This window comes from Niallia sp. Marseille-Q9988, assembly GCF_976954375.1.
Genome location: NZ_CDRJSZ010000008.1, coordinates 209,150 through 229,359, shown reverse-complemented (window position 1 = coordinate 229,359; position 20,210 = coordinate 209,150). Strand labels below are relative to the sequence as shown.

The 20,210-nt window shown below is 36.2% G+C and carries 17 protein-coding genes and 1 pseudogene; all 18 read left to right on the top strand.

Annotated elements, in window-relative coordinates; genetic code table 11:
- The first annotated feature begins 13 nt into the window (after window positions 1–13).
- Entirely contained in the window at window positions 14–2,077 is a 2,064-nt protein-coding gene (locus ACWNMZ_RS16460; RefSeq protein WP_031534524.1) for a chemotaxis protein CheA, read from the top strand.
- Between the two features lie 179 nt (window positions 2,078–2,256).
- Window positions 2,257–2,733, top strand: coding sequence for a chemotaxis protein CheW (locus ACWNMZ_RS16455; protein WP_035415917.1), 477 nt, complete (start codon window positions 2,257–2,259; stop codon window positions 2,731–2,733).
- 2 nt (window positions 2,734–2,735) lie between these two features.
- On the top strand, window positions 2,736–3,374 hold the full coding sequence (locus ACWNMZ_RS16450; protein WP_031534528.1) for a chemotaxis protein CheC: 639 nt from the start codon (window positions 2,736–2,738) through the stop codon (window positions 3,372–3,374).
- Window positions 3,367–3,864, top strand: a complete 498-nt coding sequence (locus ACWNMZ_RS16445; RefSeq protein ID WP_081836533.1) for a chemotaxis protein CheD — start codon at window positions 3,367–3,369, stop codon at window positions 3,862–3,864. The genes ACWNMZ_RS16450 and ACWNMZ_RS16445 overlap by 8 nt, the downstream gene beginning before the upstream one ends.
- Window positions 3,865–4,586: 722 nt before the next feature.
- Window positions 4,587–5,351 (top strand): FliA/WhiG family RNA polymerase sigma factor, encoded by a 765-nt coding sequence (locus ACWNMZ_RS16440; protein ID WP_031534531.1) that lies wholly within the window; start codon window positions 4,587–4,589, stop codon window positions 5,349–5,351.
- Between the two features lie 18 nt (window positions 5,352–5,369).
- Window positions 5,370–5,678 carry a hypothetical protein gene (locus tag ACWNMZ_RS16435; RefSeq protein WP_031534533.1) on the top strand — a complete coding sequence of 103 codons (309 nt, stop codon included), beginning with the start codon at window positions 5,370–5,372 and terminating at the stop codon, window positions 5,676–5,678.
- A gap of 9 nt (window positions 5,679–5,687) precedes the next feature.
- Window positions 5,688–6,251, top strand: coding sequence for a hypothetical protein (locus ACWNMZ_RS16430; protein ID WP_031534535.1), 564 nt, complete (start codon window positions 5,688–5,690; stop codon window positions 6,249–6,251).
- 150 nt (window positions 6,252–6,401) lie between these two features.
- Window positions 6,402–7,103: a 30S ribosomal protein S2 gene (gene rpsB / locus ACWNMZ_RS16425; protein WP_031534537.1), complete on the top strand. Its 702-nt coding sequence runs from the start codon at window positions 6,402–6,404 to the stop codon at window positions 7,101–7,103.
- Window positions 7,104–7,300: 197 nt separating this feature from the next.
- Window positions 7,301–8,185 carry a translation elongation factor Ts gene (gene tsf, locus ACWNMZ_RS16420; protein WP_031534538.1) on the top strand — a complete coding sequence of 295 codons (885 nt, stop codon included), beginning with the start codon at window positions 7,301–7,303 and terminating at the stop codon, window positions 8,183–8,185.
- Window positions 8,186–8,278: 93 nt separating this feature from the next.
- Window positions 8,279–9,013, top strand: a complete 735-nt coding sequence (gene pyrH, locus ACWNMZ_RS16415; RefSeq protein WP_031534539.1) for a UMP kinase — start codon at window positions 8,279–8,281, stop codon at window positions 9,011–9,013.
- Window positions 9,006–9,563 carry a ribosome recycling factor gene (gene frr / locus ACWNMZ_RS16410; RefSeq protein WP_031534542.1) on the top strand — a complete coding sequence of 186 codons (558 nt, stop codon included), beginning with the start codon at window positions 9,006–9,008 and terminating at the stop codon, window positions 9,561–9,563. The genes pyrH and frr overlap by 8 nt, the downstream gene beginning before the upstream one ends.
- A gap of 711 nt (window positions 9,564–10,274) precedes the next feature.
- On the top strand, window positions 10,275–11,051 hold the full coding sequence (locus ACWNMZ_RS16405) for an isoprenyl transferase (RefSeq protein WP_031534544.1): 777 nt from the start codon (window positions 10,275–10,277) through the stop codon (window positions 11,049–11,051).
- A 17-nt stretch (window positions 11,052–11,068) separates the two neighbouring features.
- On the top strand, window positions 11,069–11,851 hold the full coding sequence (locus tag ACWNMZ_RS16400) for a phosphatidate cytidylyltransferase (protein WP_031534546.1): 783 nt from the start codon (window positions 11,069–11,071) through the stop codon (window positions 11,849–11,851).
- Window positions 11,852–11,889: 38 nt separating this feature from the next.
- Window positions 11,890–13,032 (top strand): 1-deoxy-D-xylulose-5-phosphate reductoisomerase, encoded by a 1,143-nt coding sequence (dxr, locus tag ACWNMZ_RS16395; protein WP_031534547.1) that lies wholly within the window; start codon window positions 11,890–11,892, stop codon window positions 13,030–13,032.
- Window positions 13,033–13,047: 15 nt separating this feature from the next.
- Window positions 13,048–14,313 (top strand): RIP metalloprotease RseP, encoded by a 1,266-nt coding sequence (gene rseP / locus ACWNMZ_RS16390; RefSeq protein WP_031534548.1) that lies wholly within the window; start codon window positions 13,048–13,050, stop codon window positions 14,311–14,313.
- Between the two features lie 120 nt (window positions 14,314–14,433).
- The gene (locus tag ACWNMZ_RS16385; protein ID WP_031534550.1) at window positions 14,434–16,140 is read left to right on the top strand and encodes a proline--tRNA ligase; all 1,707 of its coding nucleotides are present in this window, start codon (window positions 14,434–14,436) and stop codon (window positions 16,138–16,140) included.
- 156 nt (window positions 16,141–16,296) lie between these two features.
- Window positions 16,297–19,215 (top strand): annotated as a pseudogene (locus tag ACWNMZ_RS16380) (PolC-type DNA polymerase III); the annotation flags it as partial.
- 737 nt (window positions 19,216–19,952) lie between these two features.
- Window positions 19,953–20,171, top strand: coding sequence for a hypothetical protein (locus tag ACWNMZ_RS16375; RefSeq protein WP_031534554.1), 219 nt, complete (start codon window positions 19,953–19,955; stop codon window positions 20,169–20,171).
- The last annotated feature ends 39 nt before the right edge of the window (window positions 20,172–20,210 follow it).

The window sequence follows — 20,210 nt, the reverse complement described above, 5'->3', positions numbered from 1 at the left end:
GATGTGAAGCAAGGTGGAAATGAGTCAGTATTTAGAAGTTTTTATTGAAGAGAGTAAAGAACATTTACAAGCATGTAATGAACATCTATTAGAATTGGAAAAGGATCCTGAGAATTTACAAATAGTAAATGAGATTTTCCGTGCAGCCCATACTTTAAAAGGGATGTCGGCGACAATGGGGTATGAGGACTTAGCAAGCTTAACCCATCAAATGGAAAATGTGCTTGATGCAATCAGAAATAAGAAGATTGTTTTTTCTCCAGAAATATTGGATGTCATTTTCTTAGCTGTCGATGATCTTGATGCGATGGTAGAATCAATTGCTAGTGGTGGAGACGGAAAGAGAAATGTAGAGGAAGTTGTTGAAAAGCTTGTTCAAATCGAAAAAGGTGAACCGATAAATCAACTTAAGAAAGCGGAGGTTGAGGTTGCCGCTACTACTATAGAAAAAGCTCCAGCAAGAGAAAATCATTATGATCAATTTGAAACGACCGTATTACAACAATCAGCAGATCAAGGTTTTTTTACTTATGAAATTAATATTACATTGAAAAGCGACTGTTTATTAAAAGCTGCAAGAGTATATATGATTTTTGAAGCTTTAGAATCATTAGGAGAAGTTGTTAAATCGGTGCCAGCTGTAGATGAGCTAGAGGAAGAAAAGTTTGATTATGACTTTATGGTAACTCTTATATCAAAAGAAGCAGCTAATAAAATAGAAACATCTATCATGAAAGTTTCAGAAGTAGAAAAGGTAGAAGTAAGAGAGTTTTTTGCAACTAGTATATCAGGTAAGCAAGCAGACCAATCTACAACTGAAATGAATGTGGTGGAGGAAGGGCAGGAAGAAAAGAAAAATACTCCTGTTGCAGAAAATGATGCTCCTGCAGAAAATAAGCAGCCAGAGAAACAAACGGCGACTAAAATTTCGAATAAGACCATTCGTGTTAATATTGAGCGTTTAGATATTTTGATGAATCTTTTTGAGGAGCTTGTTATAGACAGAGGAAGATTAGAGCAAATATCTTCTAATCTCAAAGATCAAGAGCTGCATGAAACCGTGGAGAGAATGTCAAGAGTAACAGGAGACCTGCAAAATATTATTTTGAATATGCGAATGGTTCCTGTTGAAACCGTGTTTAATCGTTTTCCAAGAATGGTAAGACAGCTTGCTCGTGATTTAAATAAGAAAATTGACTTGCAAATCATTGGTGCTGAAACAGAACTCGATCGTACGGTTATTGACGAAATTGGCGATCCGTTAGTTCATTTAATCCGCAATGCGCTTGATCATGGAGTGGAAACACCAGAGGTTAGAAGAGCAAATAATAAACATGAAGAAGGGACAGTCGTTCTTCGTGCATATCATAGCGGGAACCATGTTTTTATTGAGCTCGAAGATGATGGAGCAGGGATAAATAAAGAGAAAGTTCTTTCTAAAGCTATTAATAAAGGCATTGTTTCAAAAGAAATAGCTAAGACATTAACGGATTCGCAAATTGCTGAACTTATTTTTGCATCTGGGTTTTCTACCGCAGACCAAATCTCAGATATTTCGGGACGTGGCGTAGGACTTGATGTTGTAAAAAATACAATAGAATCTTTAGGTGGTTCCATCACAATCGAATCAGAAGAAGGAAAAGGATCGCTATTCTCTATTCAATTACCATTAACCCTATCGATTATTTCTGTAATGCTAGTAGAAATTCAAGCTGAAAAGTATGCCATTCCATTGTCATCGATTATTGAGACAGCCATTGTTTATAAAAAGGATGTAATGCATGCCCATAATCAGACAGTCATTGATTTCCGAGGTAAAGTGGTTCCATTATTATTCTTAAAAGATATTTTTGATGTTCCATCAACAAAAGCGGAAAGTGAATATTATTCAGTTGTTATCGTAAGAAAAGGAGAAAAACTCGCAGGTCTTGTTGTGGATGGATTTATCGGACAGCAAGAAGTTGTATTAAAGTCATTAGGTGCTTACCTTTCAAGTGCATATGCAATATCTGGGGCAACCATTTTGGGTGATGGACAAGTAGCACTAATAATGGATTGTAATGCATTAATTAAATAATTCTCTTATAAAAGATGTATGTCTATGTAGCAAACATAATACCCATTAATATGGCAAACACATCAAATGGTGGAAATGTTAATGCATGCTATAAAATGACATAAAGCATCACTTAGGTGATGATAAAGACTCTTTGGCTTTAGTATGTAGATAAGGTTAATTGGAGAGGGATGAAAAAGATGAGTGATGCAGTTTCAACAGACGAAAAATTAATAATATTTGAATTGAAAGGAAAGGAATATGCTATTTCTGTCAATGAAGTCATGTCCATTGAAAAGAATATGCATATTACTAGAATTCCAAATATCGCTCCTTTTGTTAAAGGTGTGATTAATTTAAGAGGAGTAGTAACGCCGATTATTGATTTACGGCTTCGGTTTAATTTGGAAGAAATTCCTTACACAGAAAGTACAAGAATCATCATTATTATGTTAGAAGATATGGAAGTAGGCATTATTGTTGATTCAGCCAATGATGTTGTAGATGTAGATACTGCTTTATATGAGCCAGCTCCAGAAACCATTAATGGGGATGAGGTTGATTATATTAAAGGGGTAGTCAAGCTTGATAAACGTTTACTAATTCTTGTAGATTTAGAAAAAGTGTTTGACCGCACTATTTTAAGAAATTATTCTACTACTAAAAGTGATGAATAAGCATGGGTTATATAAATGATATTGATTCAATGAAGCTTGATGTATTAAGAGAAATTGGTAATATTGGGGCAGGACACGCTGCAACCTCTTTGTCAAAGCTCCTTAATAAAAAGATTGATATGAAGGTGCCTGATGTTCAAATTGTAACATTTGATGAAATGATGGAAATGGCTGGAGGGGCAGATAATATTGTTGCAGGAGTTTTCTTAAGAATAGAGGGCGATGTTCCTGGAAGTATGTTCTTTATTCTTCCTATCGAGCAGGCAACTAAATTTGTCCAGGATATGATTGGAGATACTTCTGTTAACTTTGCACTGCCATATGATGAGTTATCTATTTCAGCATTACAGGAATTGGGAAATATTTTATCTGGTTCCTATTTATCTTCCTTATCCGATTTCACGCAGCTATCCTTATATCCATCTGTTCCAGCGCTTGCCATTGACATGGTTGGCGCGATTGTTACATATGGATTAGTCGAACATTCACAAGTAAGCGATTATGCAATTGTCATCAATACAGAATTGAATGGAGAAGATATTAAGCTTTCTGATACTGTAAATGGACATTTCTTTTTATTGCCTGATCCAGACTCTTTTAGCACATTATTTCAGTCATTAGGAGTGAAAGATGGTGACTGAACAGACTACAGTGATAAAAGTTGGAATTGCTGATATGAATGTGGTACATCCTCCTAACACGATTCGAACCTCAGGACTCGGATCCTGTGTAGGAATTGTATTATATAGTCCAATGAAATCTATTGCTGGATTAGCACATATCATGCTGCCAGAAGCGTCTATTTCAAAATCTGGAACTATAAATAAGGCTAAATTTGCAGATACAGCGATTATTGAATTAGTGGAACGTTTAGAAGGGTTAGGGGTAAAAAGACATTCCTTATTAGCCAAAATTGCTGGCGGAGCGCAAATGTTTCAGTTTAATGGAACAAGCGATGTTATGAGAATAGGTCCTAGAAATGTAGAAGCAGTGAAAAATACATTGGAAGCATTAAGGATTAAAATAGTTAGTGAAGATGTAGGGGGGAATAGCGGAAGAACAATTGAATTTTCCCCAGCTACCCATCAATTAACGATTCGTACGGTGAACAAAGGAATACATATTATCTAAGTTGGACGAAAGTAGTTTGTTTAATGAACCGAATAGGAGTGAAGAATAAGACTGTCTCTCGTTAAAAAGAATTCCTATTCTATAGGTTATTCTTTGTTAAGAGCTAGTCTTTTTTTGCTGCTTTTTTATTGAATAAATACTATAGCAGTTTAACTGGAATGCTCCCATCGAGATTCTGTGAACATATTGTGGCCGAAAAGAAAACTTCTTATTTTTGAAGCAAATTTATAATAAGTCTTTATACCTATTTTTTGTAGCGGTATTAGAAAGGATAGATAAAAAATCATGTCTTCTGCTAAAATCAATAGTGAAATATATACATAAAAAGGGACGAAGTATCTTAATTATAATTCTTATTTTTTTGCTGAATGGATAGGAATGTAAAGGATAAAAATAAAAAGCACGAAAATGAAAAAATGGGACGACCTATTCTCTGTTCCTACTCCTAAACATAAGTAAGACTCTCACTTCTTGCTTTTTATAATTCAAAAGATAACAGGGAGACGAACCGTCCTTACATGTCCGAGGATTCAGCTGACCATTAGTGGGAGAAGGGGAAAGCCTGCTGATGAGTGTTCATTTTAGTGAATGGCTTTATAAATGTAGTTTTCTTGTAGAAAAAGGAAAGGAAAGAATGAAAGTCTCTTTCTCCTTTACGATTATAGACAGAAAAGATTTAGTGCGAATGTTAATGTTCACTGTTTTTTAGAGGAGGGTATTTAATGGCCAATGAGTCAACAACAGAAGAAAAGCAAGCATGGGAATTGTGGATTAGTTCGAGAGATCAAGAAGCAGGCAACCAGTTAATAAAGAAGTATATGCCTTTAGTTAGTTTTCATGTGCAAAGAATATCCATAGGATTACCGAAAAGTGTGTCGCGAGACGAATTAACGAGCCTCGGGATGATGGGTTTATATGATGCTTTACAACGATTTGATCCAAATAGAGACTTAAAGTTTGATACATATGCATCTTTTCGGATTAGAGGAAGTATTATTGATGGCCTTCGGAAGGAAGACTGGTTATCAAGGGGGACAAGGGAAAAGTCAAAGAAGATTGAAGCCGCAATTGAAAAACTGGAACAAAAATTAATGAGAAATATCACTGCACAGGAAGTTGCTGATGAATTAGGCACAAGTGTTGAAGAAGTGTATAGTACGATGAATGAACACTTTTTTGCCAACGTGCTATCTATTGATGAGCAGCTAAATGAGGGGGAGGAGAAAGAGGCACAAAGTTTTTCAATCCGAGATGATAAAACCATTATTCCAGAAGAAAAAGTTATCAAGGATGAATTAGTGCAAGAAATGGCAGAAAAAATTCAGGAGCTAAATGAGAAAGAACAGCTTGTTATTAGTTTGTTTTATAAAGAGGAATTAACGTTAACGGAAATTGGACAAGTAATGAATTTATCCACTTCAAGAATATCGCAGATACATTCAAAAGCTATCTTTAAATTAAGGCATTCTTTAGAAAAAGTAATCTAATGAAATGGGTGAAGGCATATGAGTTTGAAGGCAATAGAAATGCAAGTTGCTCTACCAAGAACTTATGATGCAGGAAAGCTTCAAGAACAACAAGATCAGAAACATCAGCAAATGTATTCTTTCGCTGCCAAAGAAGCTGGAAAAGAAGAGGAAAGAAAAAGAATAACGGTCATAAAGGGAGAAGGAAAGGGAAAAGTCAATTCTAATAAAAAGGGAGATAAACACCTTCACGAACAAACAAGGAGTGAAGAAAAGAAGGAGTTTAACGAAATAGAGAATACCACGATACACCCATATAAGGGACAAAGTATCGACTTTAGTGGATAGAGGGATAAAATGGTTAACTTTTTACTTTTTTTAAGCATTACATTAAATTTAATCGCTATACTTAGTATTGTCATTTTATATCTTAGACAAAATCGGTTTGTCGACATAGAAAAAGAACAGAAAAAGAATATAGAGGAAATGGAAGAAATAATTTCTACCTTTATATCGGAAATTAAAGAGGATAATGAACAGTTTATCGAAAAGCTTTATTCATTCCAACCTAAAGTAATACAACAGGAGAAGCGAGAGGAAAAAGAGATGGATGATGCGACAAACGTTGACTTTAAGCCGAAAGAGTTGAAAGGGAATAAAGCCATGTTAAATGTATATAAAAATACCTCTCCTTCTCCGTCTGAACGAGAAAATAATAAAGAAGATAGACTAGAGAAGGAAGATATGGAAGAGCTGTTGAACTTAATCCTTCCGCCAGAGAAAGAAAAGAAGGAAAAGTCTATTGCTGAATTAGCCTCTGAGATGCAAGCAGAAGGAAAAAGCATTGAGGAAATAGCGAAAACATTAAATAAAGGGAAGACAGAAATGGAGCTACTCCTTAAATTTAGACAAAATTCGTAAATATACTTGATTGTATGTAGTACATATGCTATATTAACAAATGGTGTTAATACACACGCTTTTGGATTTAATCATTGGTGCTGTATTATTTACAGTTTTGATTAAAAATGAAAAAAGCGGAGGAAATCAAAACCATTAGGAGGAAAAAACATGTCAGTTATTTCAATGAAACAATTACTTGAAGCTGGTGTACATTTCGGTCACCAAACTCGCCGTTGGAACCCAAAAATGAAAAAATATATTTTCACAGAGCGTAACGGCATTTACATCATCGACCTTCAAAAAACAGTTAAAAAGGTTGAAGAAGCTTATAACTATGTGAAAGAATTAGCTGGAAACGGCGGTACAGTTCTTTTCGTTGGTACGAAAAAGCAAGCACAAGATTCAGTTAAAGAGGAAGCTATCCGTTCTGGTCAATACTATGTAAACCAACGCTGGTTAGGTGGAACTTTAACTAACTTTGAAACGATTCAAAAGCGTATTGCTCGTCTTAAAGATATCGAAAGAATGTCTGAAGATGGCACTTTTGAAGTACTTCCTAAAAAAGAAGTAGTTCAATTAAACAAAGAGCTTGAGCGTTTAGAAAAATTCCTAGGCGGAATTAAAGATATGAAGAAGATTCCTGACTGCTTATTCATCGTAGATCCACGTAAAGAACGTATTGCAGTTGCAGAAGCTCATAAATTAAATATTCCAATCGTTGGTATTGTTGATACTAACTGTGATCCAGACGAAATTGATGTTGTTATTCCTGCGAATGATGATGCAATCCGTGCTGTTAAATTATTAACTGCAAAAATGGCAGATGCAATTCTTGAAGCTAAACAAGGCGAAGAAGTAACTTCTGCTTAATAGAACCGCATGACTTGTTACGAATGAGTTTAGGATCAATTTGATTGAACTTAATGGATAATAAGTATTTGTTTAGGGACTTGTGGAAAAGGTGATAAAGAGCATCCCTCTTATCACCTTTTTTTCAAGCATCCTGCTTAAAAGTGAAATAAAATGGTAAAAAAAATAATACATAAACCTTAAGGAGGCAAATTACTATGGCTGTTACAGCTCAAATGGTAAAAGAACTACGTGAAAAAACTGGTGCTGGAATGATGGATTGTAAAAAAGCACTTACTGAAACGAATGGAGATTTAGATAAAGCGATTGACTTCTTACGTGAAAAAGGTATTGCAAGTGCTGCTAAGAAAGCAGACCGTGTAGCTGCTGAAGGTTCAACTTATATCGCTGTAGAAGGTAATGAAGCAGTTATTCTTGAAGTAAACTCTGAAACTGATTTCGTTGCGAAAAACGAAGGTTTTCAAAACTTAGTAAACGAACTTGCTACACATTTATTAGCAACTAAACCTGCAACTGTAGAAGAAGCACATGCTTCAAACATTACGGAAGGTACAACAGTTGAATCACATATCAATGCAGCAATCGCTAAAATCGGTGAAAAATTATCTCTACGTCGTTTTGAAATCAAAACAAAAACAGATAATGATTCATTTGGTGCTTATCTTCACATGGGCGGACGCATTGGTGTTCTAACTGTATTAGAAGGAACTACTGATGATTCTGCTGCTAAAGATGTTGCGATGCACATTGCTGCATTAAATCCTAAATATGTATCTCGTGACCAAGTTTCTCAAGAAGAAGTGGCACATGAGAAAGAAGTATTAACACAACAAGCGCTTAACGAAGGAAAACCAGCTAAAATCGTTGAGAAAATGGTTGAAGGCCGCTTAAGCAAATATTTTGAAGATGTATGTGCACTTGATCAAACATTTGTTAAAAACCCTGACCAAAAGGTTCGTCAATTTGTAGAATCTAAAGGTGCTACTTTACGTGAATTCGTTCGTTACGAAGTGGGAGAAGGAATCGAAAAACGTGAAGATAACTTCGCTGAAGAAGTTATGAACCAAGTAAATAAGAAATAATAATAAATAAATGATTGATTAATTCATGTTATCATAGGGGGCACCACGGTGTTCCCTATTTTTCAAGATATTTCAAATATAGCGGAGGTTTCCATGAGTAGTAATCCAAAATATAAACGTGTTGTTCTGAAATTAAGTGGTGAAGCATTAGCTGGTGAAGCTGGATTTGGTATCAATCCAAGTGTAATCAAAAACGTAGCACAGCAAGTGAAGGAAGTTGCAGATCTTGGTGTAGAAGCGGCTGTAGTTGTTGGCGGTGGAAATATTTGGCGCGGTAAAATCGGGGAAGAAATGGGAATGGACCGAGCGAACGCTGATTATATGGGAATGCTTGCTACTGTTATGAATTCATTGGCACTTCAAGATAGTTTAGAGCAAATGGGCATTGAAACACGTGTACAATCTTCAATTGAAATGAGACAGGTAGCGGAGCCTTATATTAGAAGACGTGCCATTCGACATCTTGAGAAGAAACGTGTTGTGATTTTTGCTGCAGGAACTGGAAACCCTTATTTCTCAACAGATACAACAGCTGCCCTAAGAGCTGCTGAAATAGAGGCAGACGTTATTTTAATGGCAAAAAATAATGTGGACGGTGTATATTCAGCAGATCCGAAAGTAGATAAAACTGCAACGAAATTTGAAGAACTTACTTATTTTGATGTGATTAAAGACGGTCTTGCAGTAATGGATTCAACTGCTTCATCATTATGTATGGATAATGACATTCCGTTAATCGTGTTCTCTATCATGGAAGACGGCAATATTAAGAGAGCGGTAATGGGTGAGACAATTGGAACAATCGTGAGGGGGAAAAATAATGCCTAAACAAGTTATTGCAAATACAAAGGAAAAAATGAATAAAGCGATTCAAAGCTATTCACGTGAGCTTGCAAGTATTCGTGCAGGTAGAGCTAATGCTTCCTTATTAGATCGAATTACAGTAGATTATTATGGTGCACCAACACCAATCAATCAAATTGCTGGTATTAGTGTTCCAGAAGCTAGGTTGCTTGTAATTCAACCGTATGATAAAACGATTCTTGGAGATATTGAAAAAGCAATTCTTAAATCTGATATTGGATTAAATCCTTCAAACGATGGAAGTGTTATCCGTCTTTCTATTCCAATGCTTACAGAAGAGCGTCGTAAGGAATTAGTAAAGAACGTGAAAAAAGAGTCCGAAGAAGCGAAAATTGCTATTCGTAATATCCGCCGAGACGGTAATGATGATCTAAAGAAATTAGAAAAAAACGGCGAAATCACAGAAGATGCACTACGCGGCTTTAATGAAGATATCCAAAAATTAACGGATGAATTCATTAGTAAAGTTGATGCGTTAACAAAAGAAAAAGAAAAAGAAATTTTAGAAGTATAACACTGCAAGGTACTAAGGTGTATTCTAATGAGAATTCTTTAGTTGATTCTTACAGCAATGGACACTAAACTTCTGCGGGAAGAGAGGGAAGTGGAAAAATCCCTGCAAGCTATAAGCCAAGGAGGCGCTCCTCCCATTTCTCTCCAAAAAAGCAAGTGTGTCTGGAGCGGAAATCAACGAGATTTGTTTATATGTTGATGAAACCCTCTACTATATAGGGGGTTTTTTTCTTCATCAAATTCATGTCTTTCTTTTCTAAAATTACTTTTTGTCTATTTAAGAGTAAGTTGTTTAAAGCAGATAAGAGAGGGAATAACTTCCTCCAGCTAGCAAGAATAGTGTTAAGTGATTACGTATAAATAAATCAATTTGAAAAGGATCAAAATTGTCCAAAATATTAATTTTTGTCCAAAAATAGCCAAAACTAGCTAGTTTTTTAATTCTTAGTTGCTTAAGCTGACTATTTTCCTATAATATAGAAAGGGAACTTATTGTGTTATCTTACTAGGGGATATGATAGGTTTATGGACACGAAGAATTTAATAGAAAAGTCGATCCTTGTATTATGCAATATCGTTATTATGATGATTATCTTAAAGCTAGTTGTTTAGTAGAGAATATAAACAGATACAGTTTAAATCATATACTGTATACATATAATCACTGTTAATAGTAAGATACGAAAGGGATCTATTTTGGAGGAGCTATTTTATGTTTAACAAAATAAGGTTATGGAAAAAGAAACCAATTTCTTCTAATTTCCAAGACCGCATATCTGCATTAAAAATGCGAAATATTCCAGAGCATGTTGCGATTATCATGGATGGTAATGGGCGATGGGCGAAAAAAAGAAAATTGCCGAGAATTGCTGGACATCATGAAGGAATGAAATGCGTTAAGCGGATTACAACCATCGCAAATGATCTTGGAATTAAAGTGTTAACTCTATATGCCTTTTCTACAGAAAATTGGAAAAGGCCAAAATCGGAAGTGGATTATATACTGTCCCTTCCAGAACAATTTCTTGGTACATTTTTGCCGGAATTAATAGAGAAAAATGTTCGTGTAACAGCGATTGGCTATACAGAGGGATTGCCTGAGTCTACACTTAATGCCTTAAATCGTGCTGTGGAACAAACAAAGCATAATACTGGTCTTCAATTAAACTTTGCCTTGAATTATGGTTCTCGAGCCGAAATCATAGACGCTGTTAAAGGTGTTGTAAAAGATAGTCAATCGGGGAAAATAGAGATAGACAACTTATCAGAAGAAATGTTTGCCTCTTATTTAATGACAGAAGAGATAATAGAGCCTGATTTATTAATTCGTACAAGTGGGGAAATAAGAATAAGTAATTTTATGCTATGGCAAATAGCTTATTCGGAACTTTATTTTACAGAAGTCTTATGGCCAGATTTTAGTGGCCAACATTTAATAGAAGCAATCGAAGAATTTCAAAACAGACAACGCCGTTTTGGCGGTGTCTGAAGAGAGTTGGTTTAGAGATGAAGCAAAGAATAATTACAGCAATTATTGCAATAGCCGTATTTTTGCCGTTCGTTTTAATCGGAAAGCTACCACTGGTACTTTTCACTTTTCTACTAGTCGGAATCGGCATATTTGAAATGTTTCGGATGAGAAAAATACCGTTTCTTTCTATTCCGGGAATTATTTCTTTAGTTACTGTATGGTTGATGGTACTACCTAACCATTATTTAAATATCACAAAAGTTGAAATAGGATTAATCGCTGTTTTATTGTATTTAACGTATATGGTTTTTTCTAAAAATAAATTTACATTTGATGATGTCGCATTTTCGATATTGGCTGTTATTTACATAGGAACTGGATTTCATTTCTTTATTGAAATTAGAGAAACACAATTAGCGTATCTTATTTATTCGTTATTTATTATTTGGGCAACAGACTCTGGGGCTTACTTTATAGGCAGAGCTATTGGAAAGCGAAAATTATGGCCAGAAATCAGTCCAAATAAAACAGTCGAAGGATTTGTTGGAGGGATTATCAGTGCTTTAGTGGTAGGGGTTCTATTTAGTGTGTTTGGCTACATAGAATGGTCTATAGGCTTTGCTTTTACTACCATTATCTTATCCATTTTTGGACAAATTGGGGATTTAACAGAATCAGCTTTAAAGCGCCATTATGATGTGAAGGATTCTGGTAGATTATTACCAGGACACGGTGGGATTCTGGATAGGTTTGATAGCCTTATCTTTGTCTGGCCACTGCTTTATTTTATCTTTGAACGATTTCTTGATTTAATTTAAAATAAAAGGTAGGAAATAATGGGTGTAGGAGTGAGGTAGTGAAGTATATTAGTTTGCTTGGGGCGACTGGATCGATTGGAACACAAACGTTGGATGTTATTAAAAATCATCCTGATATGTTTCAATTAGTTGCCTTTTCATCAGGAAGAAATTTAGAACTTACAAAAAAGATTATCGAAGAATTCAGACCATCACTTGTTTCCGTTTCAGAAAAAAGCGATTATGAGCAATTAAAACAAATTTTTCCGACCATTCATTTAAGCTATGGAATGGAAGGTCTAACGGAAGTAGCTGTCTTTGATAAAGCAGATATACTAGTTAATGCAGTAATTGGTAGTGTTGGGCTACATCCAACCTTACAAGCAATCGAAGCAAAAAAGGTTATAGCGATCGCAAATAAGGAGACATTAGTAACAGCAGGGCATATTGTGATGGAAGCTGCTGCAAAATATAATGTACCTATTTTACCAGTTGATAGTGAGCATTCGGCTATTTTTCAATGTTTACAAGGGGAAAATCAAAAGAATATTGAGCGCCTAATCATTACAGCCTCGGGTGGGAGCTTCCGAGATTTAAGCAGAACAGATTTAGAACAAGTGACAGTAGAAGATGCTTTGAATCATCCGAACTGGTCAATGGGTGCAAAAATTACGATAGATTCTGCAACAATGATGAATAAAGGATTGGAAGTAATTGAAGCACACTGGTTATTTGGGCTTCCGTATGAGAAAATAGATGTATTATTACATAAAGAAAGTATCATCCATTCGATGGTAGAATTTCATGATAGTAGTGTGATTGCTCAATTAGGGACACCAGATATGCGAATACCAATCCAATACGCCCTTTCCTATCCAGAGCGCCTTTCTGTTGCGAATGGGAAACGATTAGATTTGGCTACAATAGGAAAATTGCATTTTCAAGAAATGGATATGGAGAGATTTAAATGTCTTCATTTTGCTTATGAGGCAGGAAAAGCAGGCGGCACATTGCCAACCGTTTTAAATGCAGCAAATGAAGTGGCGGTTCAAAAGTTCTTAAATAACGAAATTAGCTTTCTGCAAATTGAAGACTTAATCGAAAAAGCACTAAATAGTCATCAGAATATACTAAACCCTAGTCTTGAAGTGATCCAAGAGGTTGACTTAGAAACAAGAAAAAGAGTAAGCACACTTCTATAAAAAGGTGGTTAAATTTTGTATACAGTTATAGCTTTTATCATCATTTTTGGTGCGTTAGTATTTTTTCACGAATTAGGGCATTTCGTTTTAGCTAAGCGTGCAGGTATTTTATGCCGTGAATTTGCAATTGGAATGGGACCTAAAGTTCTTTCCTTAAAAAAAGGAGAAACCGTATATACGATTCGTCTTCTACCAATTGGTGGCTATGTCCGTATGGCAGGGGAAGATCCAGAAATGGTCGATATTAAACCTGGCCATCGAATCGGTTTAATCCTAAATGAAAAGGAAGAAGTAACCAAAATCATTATTAATAATAAAGAGAAGTATCCAAATGCACGTGTTATTAATGTTGAGGATGCTGATTTAGAACATAAGCTCTTCATTAAAGGCTATGTTGAGGATGACTTGGAGGAAAAACTGCTTGTTTTTCCTATTAAAAAAGACGCGGTCTTCGTTGAGAATGGTGTTGAAACACAGATTGCGCCATATGACCGTCAGTTTGCAAGTAAGTCATTAGGACAACGAACGCTTGCTATTTTTGCAGGTCCTGCCATGAACTTTGTACTAGCTTTCCTTATTTTTATCGTTATCGCTCTATTACAAGGGATTCCTTCGAATGAAGCTAAGCTTGGTAAGCTAACAGATGATGGGGTAGCAATTAGTGCTGGGTTACACGAAGGTGATAATGTAATAAGTATTGATGGCCAGTCGGTTGGATCATGGAAAGAAGTTGTTTCTATCATTCAAAAGAGTCCAGGGGAAAATTTAGAATTTCTTATTGATCGTAATGGACAAGAAATGACGATTGATGTTACACCGAAGGAAACAGAAGTAGATGGGAAAACAATTGGGCTTGTTGGTGTATACAGCCCAATGGAAAAATCCCCATTAAAATCTATTCAATATGGAGCAACACAAACCTATACATGGACGAAAGATATTATTGGAGCAGTTGGAAAACTAGTAACAGGCCAATTTTCGATTGATGCATTAGGTGGTCCTGTAGCTATTTATCAATCAACAGATACTGTTGCTCAATCAGGCGTCTATTCCTTAATGAATTGGGCGGCTGTCTTAAGCATTAACTTAGGAATTATGAATCTACTTCCATTACCTGCATTGGATGGTGGACGCCTATTATTCTTTGCAATCGAAGCAGTTCGCGGTAAACCAATTGACCGACAAAAAGAAGGGTTGGTCCATTTTATTGGATTTGCTTTACTCATGCTGTTGATGATCGTTGTCACTTGGAATGATATCCAACGATTTTTTATACAGTAGGATACTTTTCATTCCCCTTTTATAAGGGGAATGTTGTTTTGTGGAGAAAAAATCAATCTAATCTATAGCTTTCTTCACAATAATAACAAACACATAAAAATATTAGAGGTGCAAACATAGATGAAGCAAAGTAAAATGTTAATACCAACATTAAGAGAAGTACCAGCAGATGCTGATATTAAAAGCCATCAGTTATTATTAAGAGCAGGATATATTAGACAAAATGCAAGTGGTATCTATTCCTATTTGCCACTAGCAAATAAAGTAATAAAGAAAATTGAACAAATTATTCGCGAAGAAATGGATGCTGCAGGAGGAGTAGAACTTTTGATGCCTGCCTTGCAACAAGCCGAATTATGGCAGGAATCAGGCAGATGGTTTACTTATGGACCAGAATTGATGCGTCTTAAAGACCGCAATAGTCGTGAATTTGCATTAGGTGCAACCCATGAAGAAGTCATCACAAGCTTAGTTCGTGACGAAGTAAAATCGTATAAACGTCTGCCGCTTACCCTTTATCAAATCCAAACGAAATTCAGAGATGAGAAAAGACCACGTTTTGGAATCTTGCGCGGCAGAGAGTTTATTATGAAGGATGCATACAGCTTCCATTCTTCCCATGAAAGCTTAGGGGAAGTTTATGATGCGATTTTCAAAGCATATTGCAATATTTTCGAGCGTTGCGGCTTAAATTATCGTGCAGTTATCGCAGACAGTGGTGCAATGGGCGGGAAGGATACCCATGAATTCATGGTATTATCTGATGTAGGAGAAGATACTATTGCGTATTCTACGGAATCTAATTATGCTGCAAATATTGAAATGGCTCCTGTTATTAATTCCTACGAAAAAATGAACGAGCCTGCAAAAGAACTAGAAAAAGTAGAAACGAAAGAGCAGAAATCAATTGAAGAAGTTTCTTCTTTCTTAAATGTAGCAGCAGAAAAATGCATTAAATCTCTTTTATTTAAAGTAGATGAAAAGTTTGTTCTAGTATTAGTTCGTGGAGACCATGAAGTAAATGATATAAAAGTGAAAAACTTATTAGAAGCAAATAGTGTAGAATTAGCAGATCATGCAGATACGGAAGCTGTTTTAGGAAGCAAGATTGGTTCATTAGGTCCAATTAATGTAAAAGATGTAGAAGTAATTGCCGATCATGCTGTGAAAGCAATTGTTAATGGTGTTTGTGGGGCAAATGAAGAGCATTTCCACTATGTGAATGTGAATCCTGAACGTGATTTTGCGGTTGATCAATATGCAGACATCCGTTTCATTCAAGAAGGGGACCTTTCACCAGACGGAAAAGGCACAATTACTTTTGCAAAAGGGATTGAAGTAGGACATGTCTTTAAGCTTGGTACTCGATATAGCGAAGCAATGGGTGCAACATATTTAGATGAAAATGGCAGAAGCCAGGCGCTTATTATGGGCTGCTATGGAATTGGTGTATCTAGAACGATGGCAGCAATTGTAGAGCAATTTAATGATGACAGAGGAATTGTATGGCCAAATACTATAGCTCCATTCGATGTTCATTTAATCACTGTCAATACAAAAGACGAAGCACAAAATGAATTAACAGATAAATTATATGCATCATTAAAAGCAAATCGTTTTGATGTATTAGTCGATGACCGCGCTGAGCGTGCTGGTGTGAAATTTGCTGACTCTGATTTAATTGGTTTACCAATTCGAATAACAGTTGGGAAAAAAGCATCTGAAGGAATCGTAGAAGTGAAAGTGAGAAGTACAGGAGAAATGCTAGAAGTTCATGAAAGCGAGCTTGCAGCTACCATTCTTCGCTTAACACAAGTAGAAGGATAATTGAAAAAAGATAAAAAGAAAAAGATTTAGCCAATTGCTAAATCTTTTTCTTTTTGTGTATTCGATTGTATGCTAAACTGCATTAAGTAAAAGAACAGATTTTCTGTGCTATAATTATTTTTATAGAATTTAGTAAGATTGGAAGGAGCGACATAAATGAGTGATATACAGGGGAAAGTAGATCGTTTCCAGATTTTGTTGCAGCAATTGCAATTCACAGACGATCAATATATTTCCCATTTTCGCAACGCCAGCATTGAAAAAATTGTTGTCGAAAAGCGATCCAAGAAATGGCATTTTCATTTTTTGTTTGACGATATCATTCCATTTCAAGTCTATCAATTATTTACTGCAAAGTTAAGAAGTAGCTTTTCTCATATTGCTACTATTACGTATGATATTCGAGTAAGAAATGGAATCGTCACAGATGTATTAATTCGTGACTATTGGTCTGCATGTATAGAGGAAATGCAAGGAATCTCTCCACCGCTTTTAAAATTATTAAATGAGCAAGTGCCTCAATTTAATGGAAATAAGCTAACCATTCAAGTGAGAAATGAAATGGAAGGTTTAGCGATTAAACGAAAATATGCTAACTTGATTACCGATGCCTATCAATATTTTGGTTTTCCTGCAATGAGTTTAGATACAGAAATTGTACAGGAAAAATCGAATTCAGAGTATGAACAATTTTTACTAGCGAAGCAAAAAGAGGACGAGGAAAGAGGAAAGCAAGCATTATTAGACATTCAGAAGATGGAAGCTGAAAAAGAAGCCGGCGATTCTCCAATACCTAGTGGTCCATTAACAATTGGATTAACGATTAAGGATGATAGTGACTATCGCCGTATGGAAGAGATAGTGGATGAAGAAAGACGTGTGACGGTCCAAGGCTATGTCTTTTTTGCTGAAACAAAAGAGCTTCGTAGTGGACGGACACTTCTAACCTTTAAAATTACAGATTACACAAGTTCTATTCTCGTAAAAATGTTCTCTCGTGATAAAGAAGATGCAGCACTTTTCCAATTAGTCAAAAAGGGTATGTGGCTCAGAGCACGTGGAAGTATTCAAAATGATACCTTCGTTCGTGATTTAGTGATGATTGGAAATGATTTAAATGAAATAAAGGCTGTTGAACGGAAAGATACAGCAAAAGAGGATGAAAAGAGAGTAGAATTGCATCTTCATACTCCAATGAGTCAAATGGATGCAGTTTCATCTGTTGCTACACTTGTTGGGCAAGCGAAAAAATGGGGGCACAAAGCGATAGCTATCACAGACCACGCTGTTGCGCAATCATTCCCAGAAGCGTTTGGAGCTGGAAAGAAAAACGATGTCAAAATTCTTTACGGAGTAGAGATGAATCTAGTGGACGATGGTGTACCGATTGCCTATAATCCAAAGGATATCGTGCTAGATGATGCCACGTATGTGGTATTTGACGTTGAGACAACAGGACTTTCAGCCGTATATAACACGATTATTGAGCTTGCAGCAGTGAAGATTCATAATGGGGAAATCATTGATCGATTTGAGTCATTTGCAAATCCGCATCATCGCCTTTCTGCGACAACGATAAATTTAACCGGTATTACTGATGATATGGTAGAAAGTGCACCTGAAATTGATATTGTCTTACGTAAGTTTGCAGAGTGGACAGGCGATAGTATTTTGGTTGCCCATAATGCTTCGTTTGACGTTGGGTTTTTAAATGTCGGTTACCAGAAAGCGGGATTGCCAAAATCGACAAATGCGGTCATTGATACATTGGAATTAGGTAGATTCTTATATCCGGAAATGAAAAATCACCGGTTGAATACATTAGCGAAGAAATTTGATATTGAATTAACCCAGCATCACCGCGCGATATATGATGCAGAGGCGACGGGGTATCTTGCGTTGAAAATGCTGAAGGATGCTTCTGAAAAGGGAATTCTTAATCATAATCAATTAAATGATAATATGGGGCAGGGAAATGCATACCAAAGAGCTCGTCCTTATCACTGTACCGTCCTTGCACAAACCGAGGTTGGCTTAAAAAATCTATTTAAGCTCGTATCAATTGCCCATATTAATTACTTCTATCGTGTTCCCCGTATTCCGAGATCTGTGTTGGAAAAATATAGAGAAGGTTTGCTAGTAGGCTCAGCCTGCGATAAAGGGGAAGTCTTTGAAGCGATGATGCAAAAGGCTCCTGAAGAAGTAGAAGATATTGCCCCATTTTATGATTATTTAGAGGTAATGCCAAAAGAGGTTTATGCTCATTTAATCGAAATGGAGCTAGTGCAAGATGAAAAAGCATTAGAAGAAATAATCGGTAATATCGTAAAGCTAGGCGATAAATTAGACATACCTGTTGTCGCAACGGGAAATGTTCATTATCAAAATCCAAATGATAAGATTTATCGAGAAATTTTGGTTGGATCACAAGGTGGAGCGAATCCACTGAATCGCCATAAGCTTCCAGATGTACATTTTAGAACAACGAATGAAATGTTAGACTGTTTCACCTTCCTCGGCAAAGAAAAGGCAAAGGAAATAGTCGTCACAAATACAAATAAAATCGCTGATATGATTGATGTCATTAAACCAATCAAGGATGATCTTTATACACCAAAAATTGAAGGCTCTGAAGAAGAAATGCGGGAAATGAGCTATGGAATGGCAAGACGGATTTATGGGGATGAACTTCCTGAAATCGTAGAAGCCCGTTTGGAAAAAGAACTGAAGAGTATTATTGGTCATGGATTTGCCGTTATTTATTTGATTTCTCATAAACTCGTGAAAAAATCATTAGATGATGGATATTTAGTAGGTTCCCGTGGATCTGTTGGTTCTTCTTTTGTCGCCACGATGACAGAAATAACCGAGGTAAACCCACTTCCTCCTCATTATATTTGCGCAGAATGTAAATATTCGGAGTTCTTTAATGATGGTTCTGTTGGTTCTGGATTTGACTTGCCGGATAAAAATTGTCCTAACTGTGGGGCGCGGTTGAAGAAAGATGGTCATGATATTCCGTTTGAAACGTTCCTTGGATTTAAAGGGGATAAGGTACCTGATATTGATTTGAGTGCGCCACGTTATCAATTGAAAAGATTGGTCACTAGCTTTTGCTAGGAGAACTGTTAACTCAAAGTGTGGAATGATAGGGTAACGCCTTGAAACACACTCACTGAATCTGCGGCAAGCGAAGGAAATAATGTAAATAGTTAAACTCGTTTGAAGCCCGCTAAAGTCGGCTGAAGTTTACCCTAACACATAATGGTGAGGCAAGACCCTAATAGAGTTGTAAACGATAGGCCGGGTGTCTACAAAACTTCTATGGTTAGTATGGATAGAGTTATCTGGACGAATCCTCGACTGACTCTTCGTGAATGTCACTAAGTAGAAATGCTTAGGGGTCCTAATAGGACTTTCTAGTGTGGATGAGTAAACGTTAGGTTATGAAAATCCATATAGCTTTATAGGAGCTATCAAGCTAGACGGAGTTTAGAGGAAACCTACGGAAGTATGTATAGATAGAGTTAACGGAACGTGGGAAGCTTCGGAGACTTGAGGTGATTACACACCGATTGAAAGTCGTTCTTCAAAAAGCTCAGCTTGAGTATAATGAAGATTTGTCGAAGTGGCAGTAAAGCCGTAGTACCGATTGTAGGAACTGCTGATGACGACCAAATATACTGAATAGGTCCGAGGGAAAAACAGTTCTGAGGGAAGGGCTTGAGTAGTCTTTTACGATACAAATCCTACACAAGTCAGTATTCTTGTATGACTAAATAGAAACGAAAGCCTTTCTTGGAGGTGATTAGTTGGCTGACTTAATGGTTCAAAAGCTAAGAAATAACGAATATTTCAATGTTCAAGACACATTTGACCATTTGTATGCTGAAAGTAAAAATGGAAGGTATTTTAATAAGCTGTACGATTTAATCATCTCAGAAGAAAATATTCTTCTCGCTTTCCAAAACTTGAAAAGGAACACTGGAAACAGAACAACTGGTCAAACTATTATCATGTCAATACACTAGACGCCAAAGCATTAAAGAAACTCAATGCACTACGCAAGG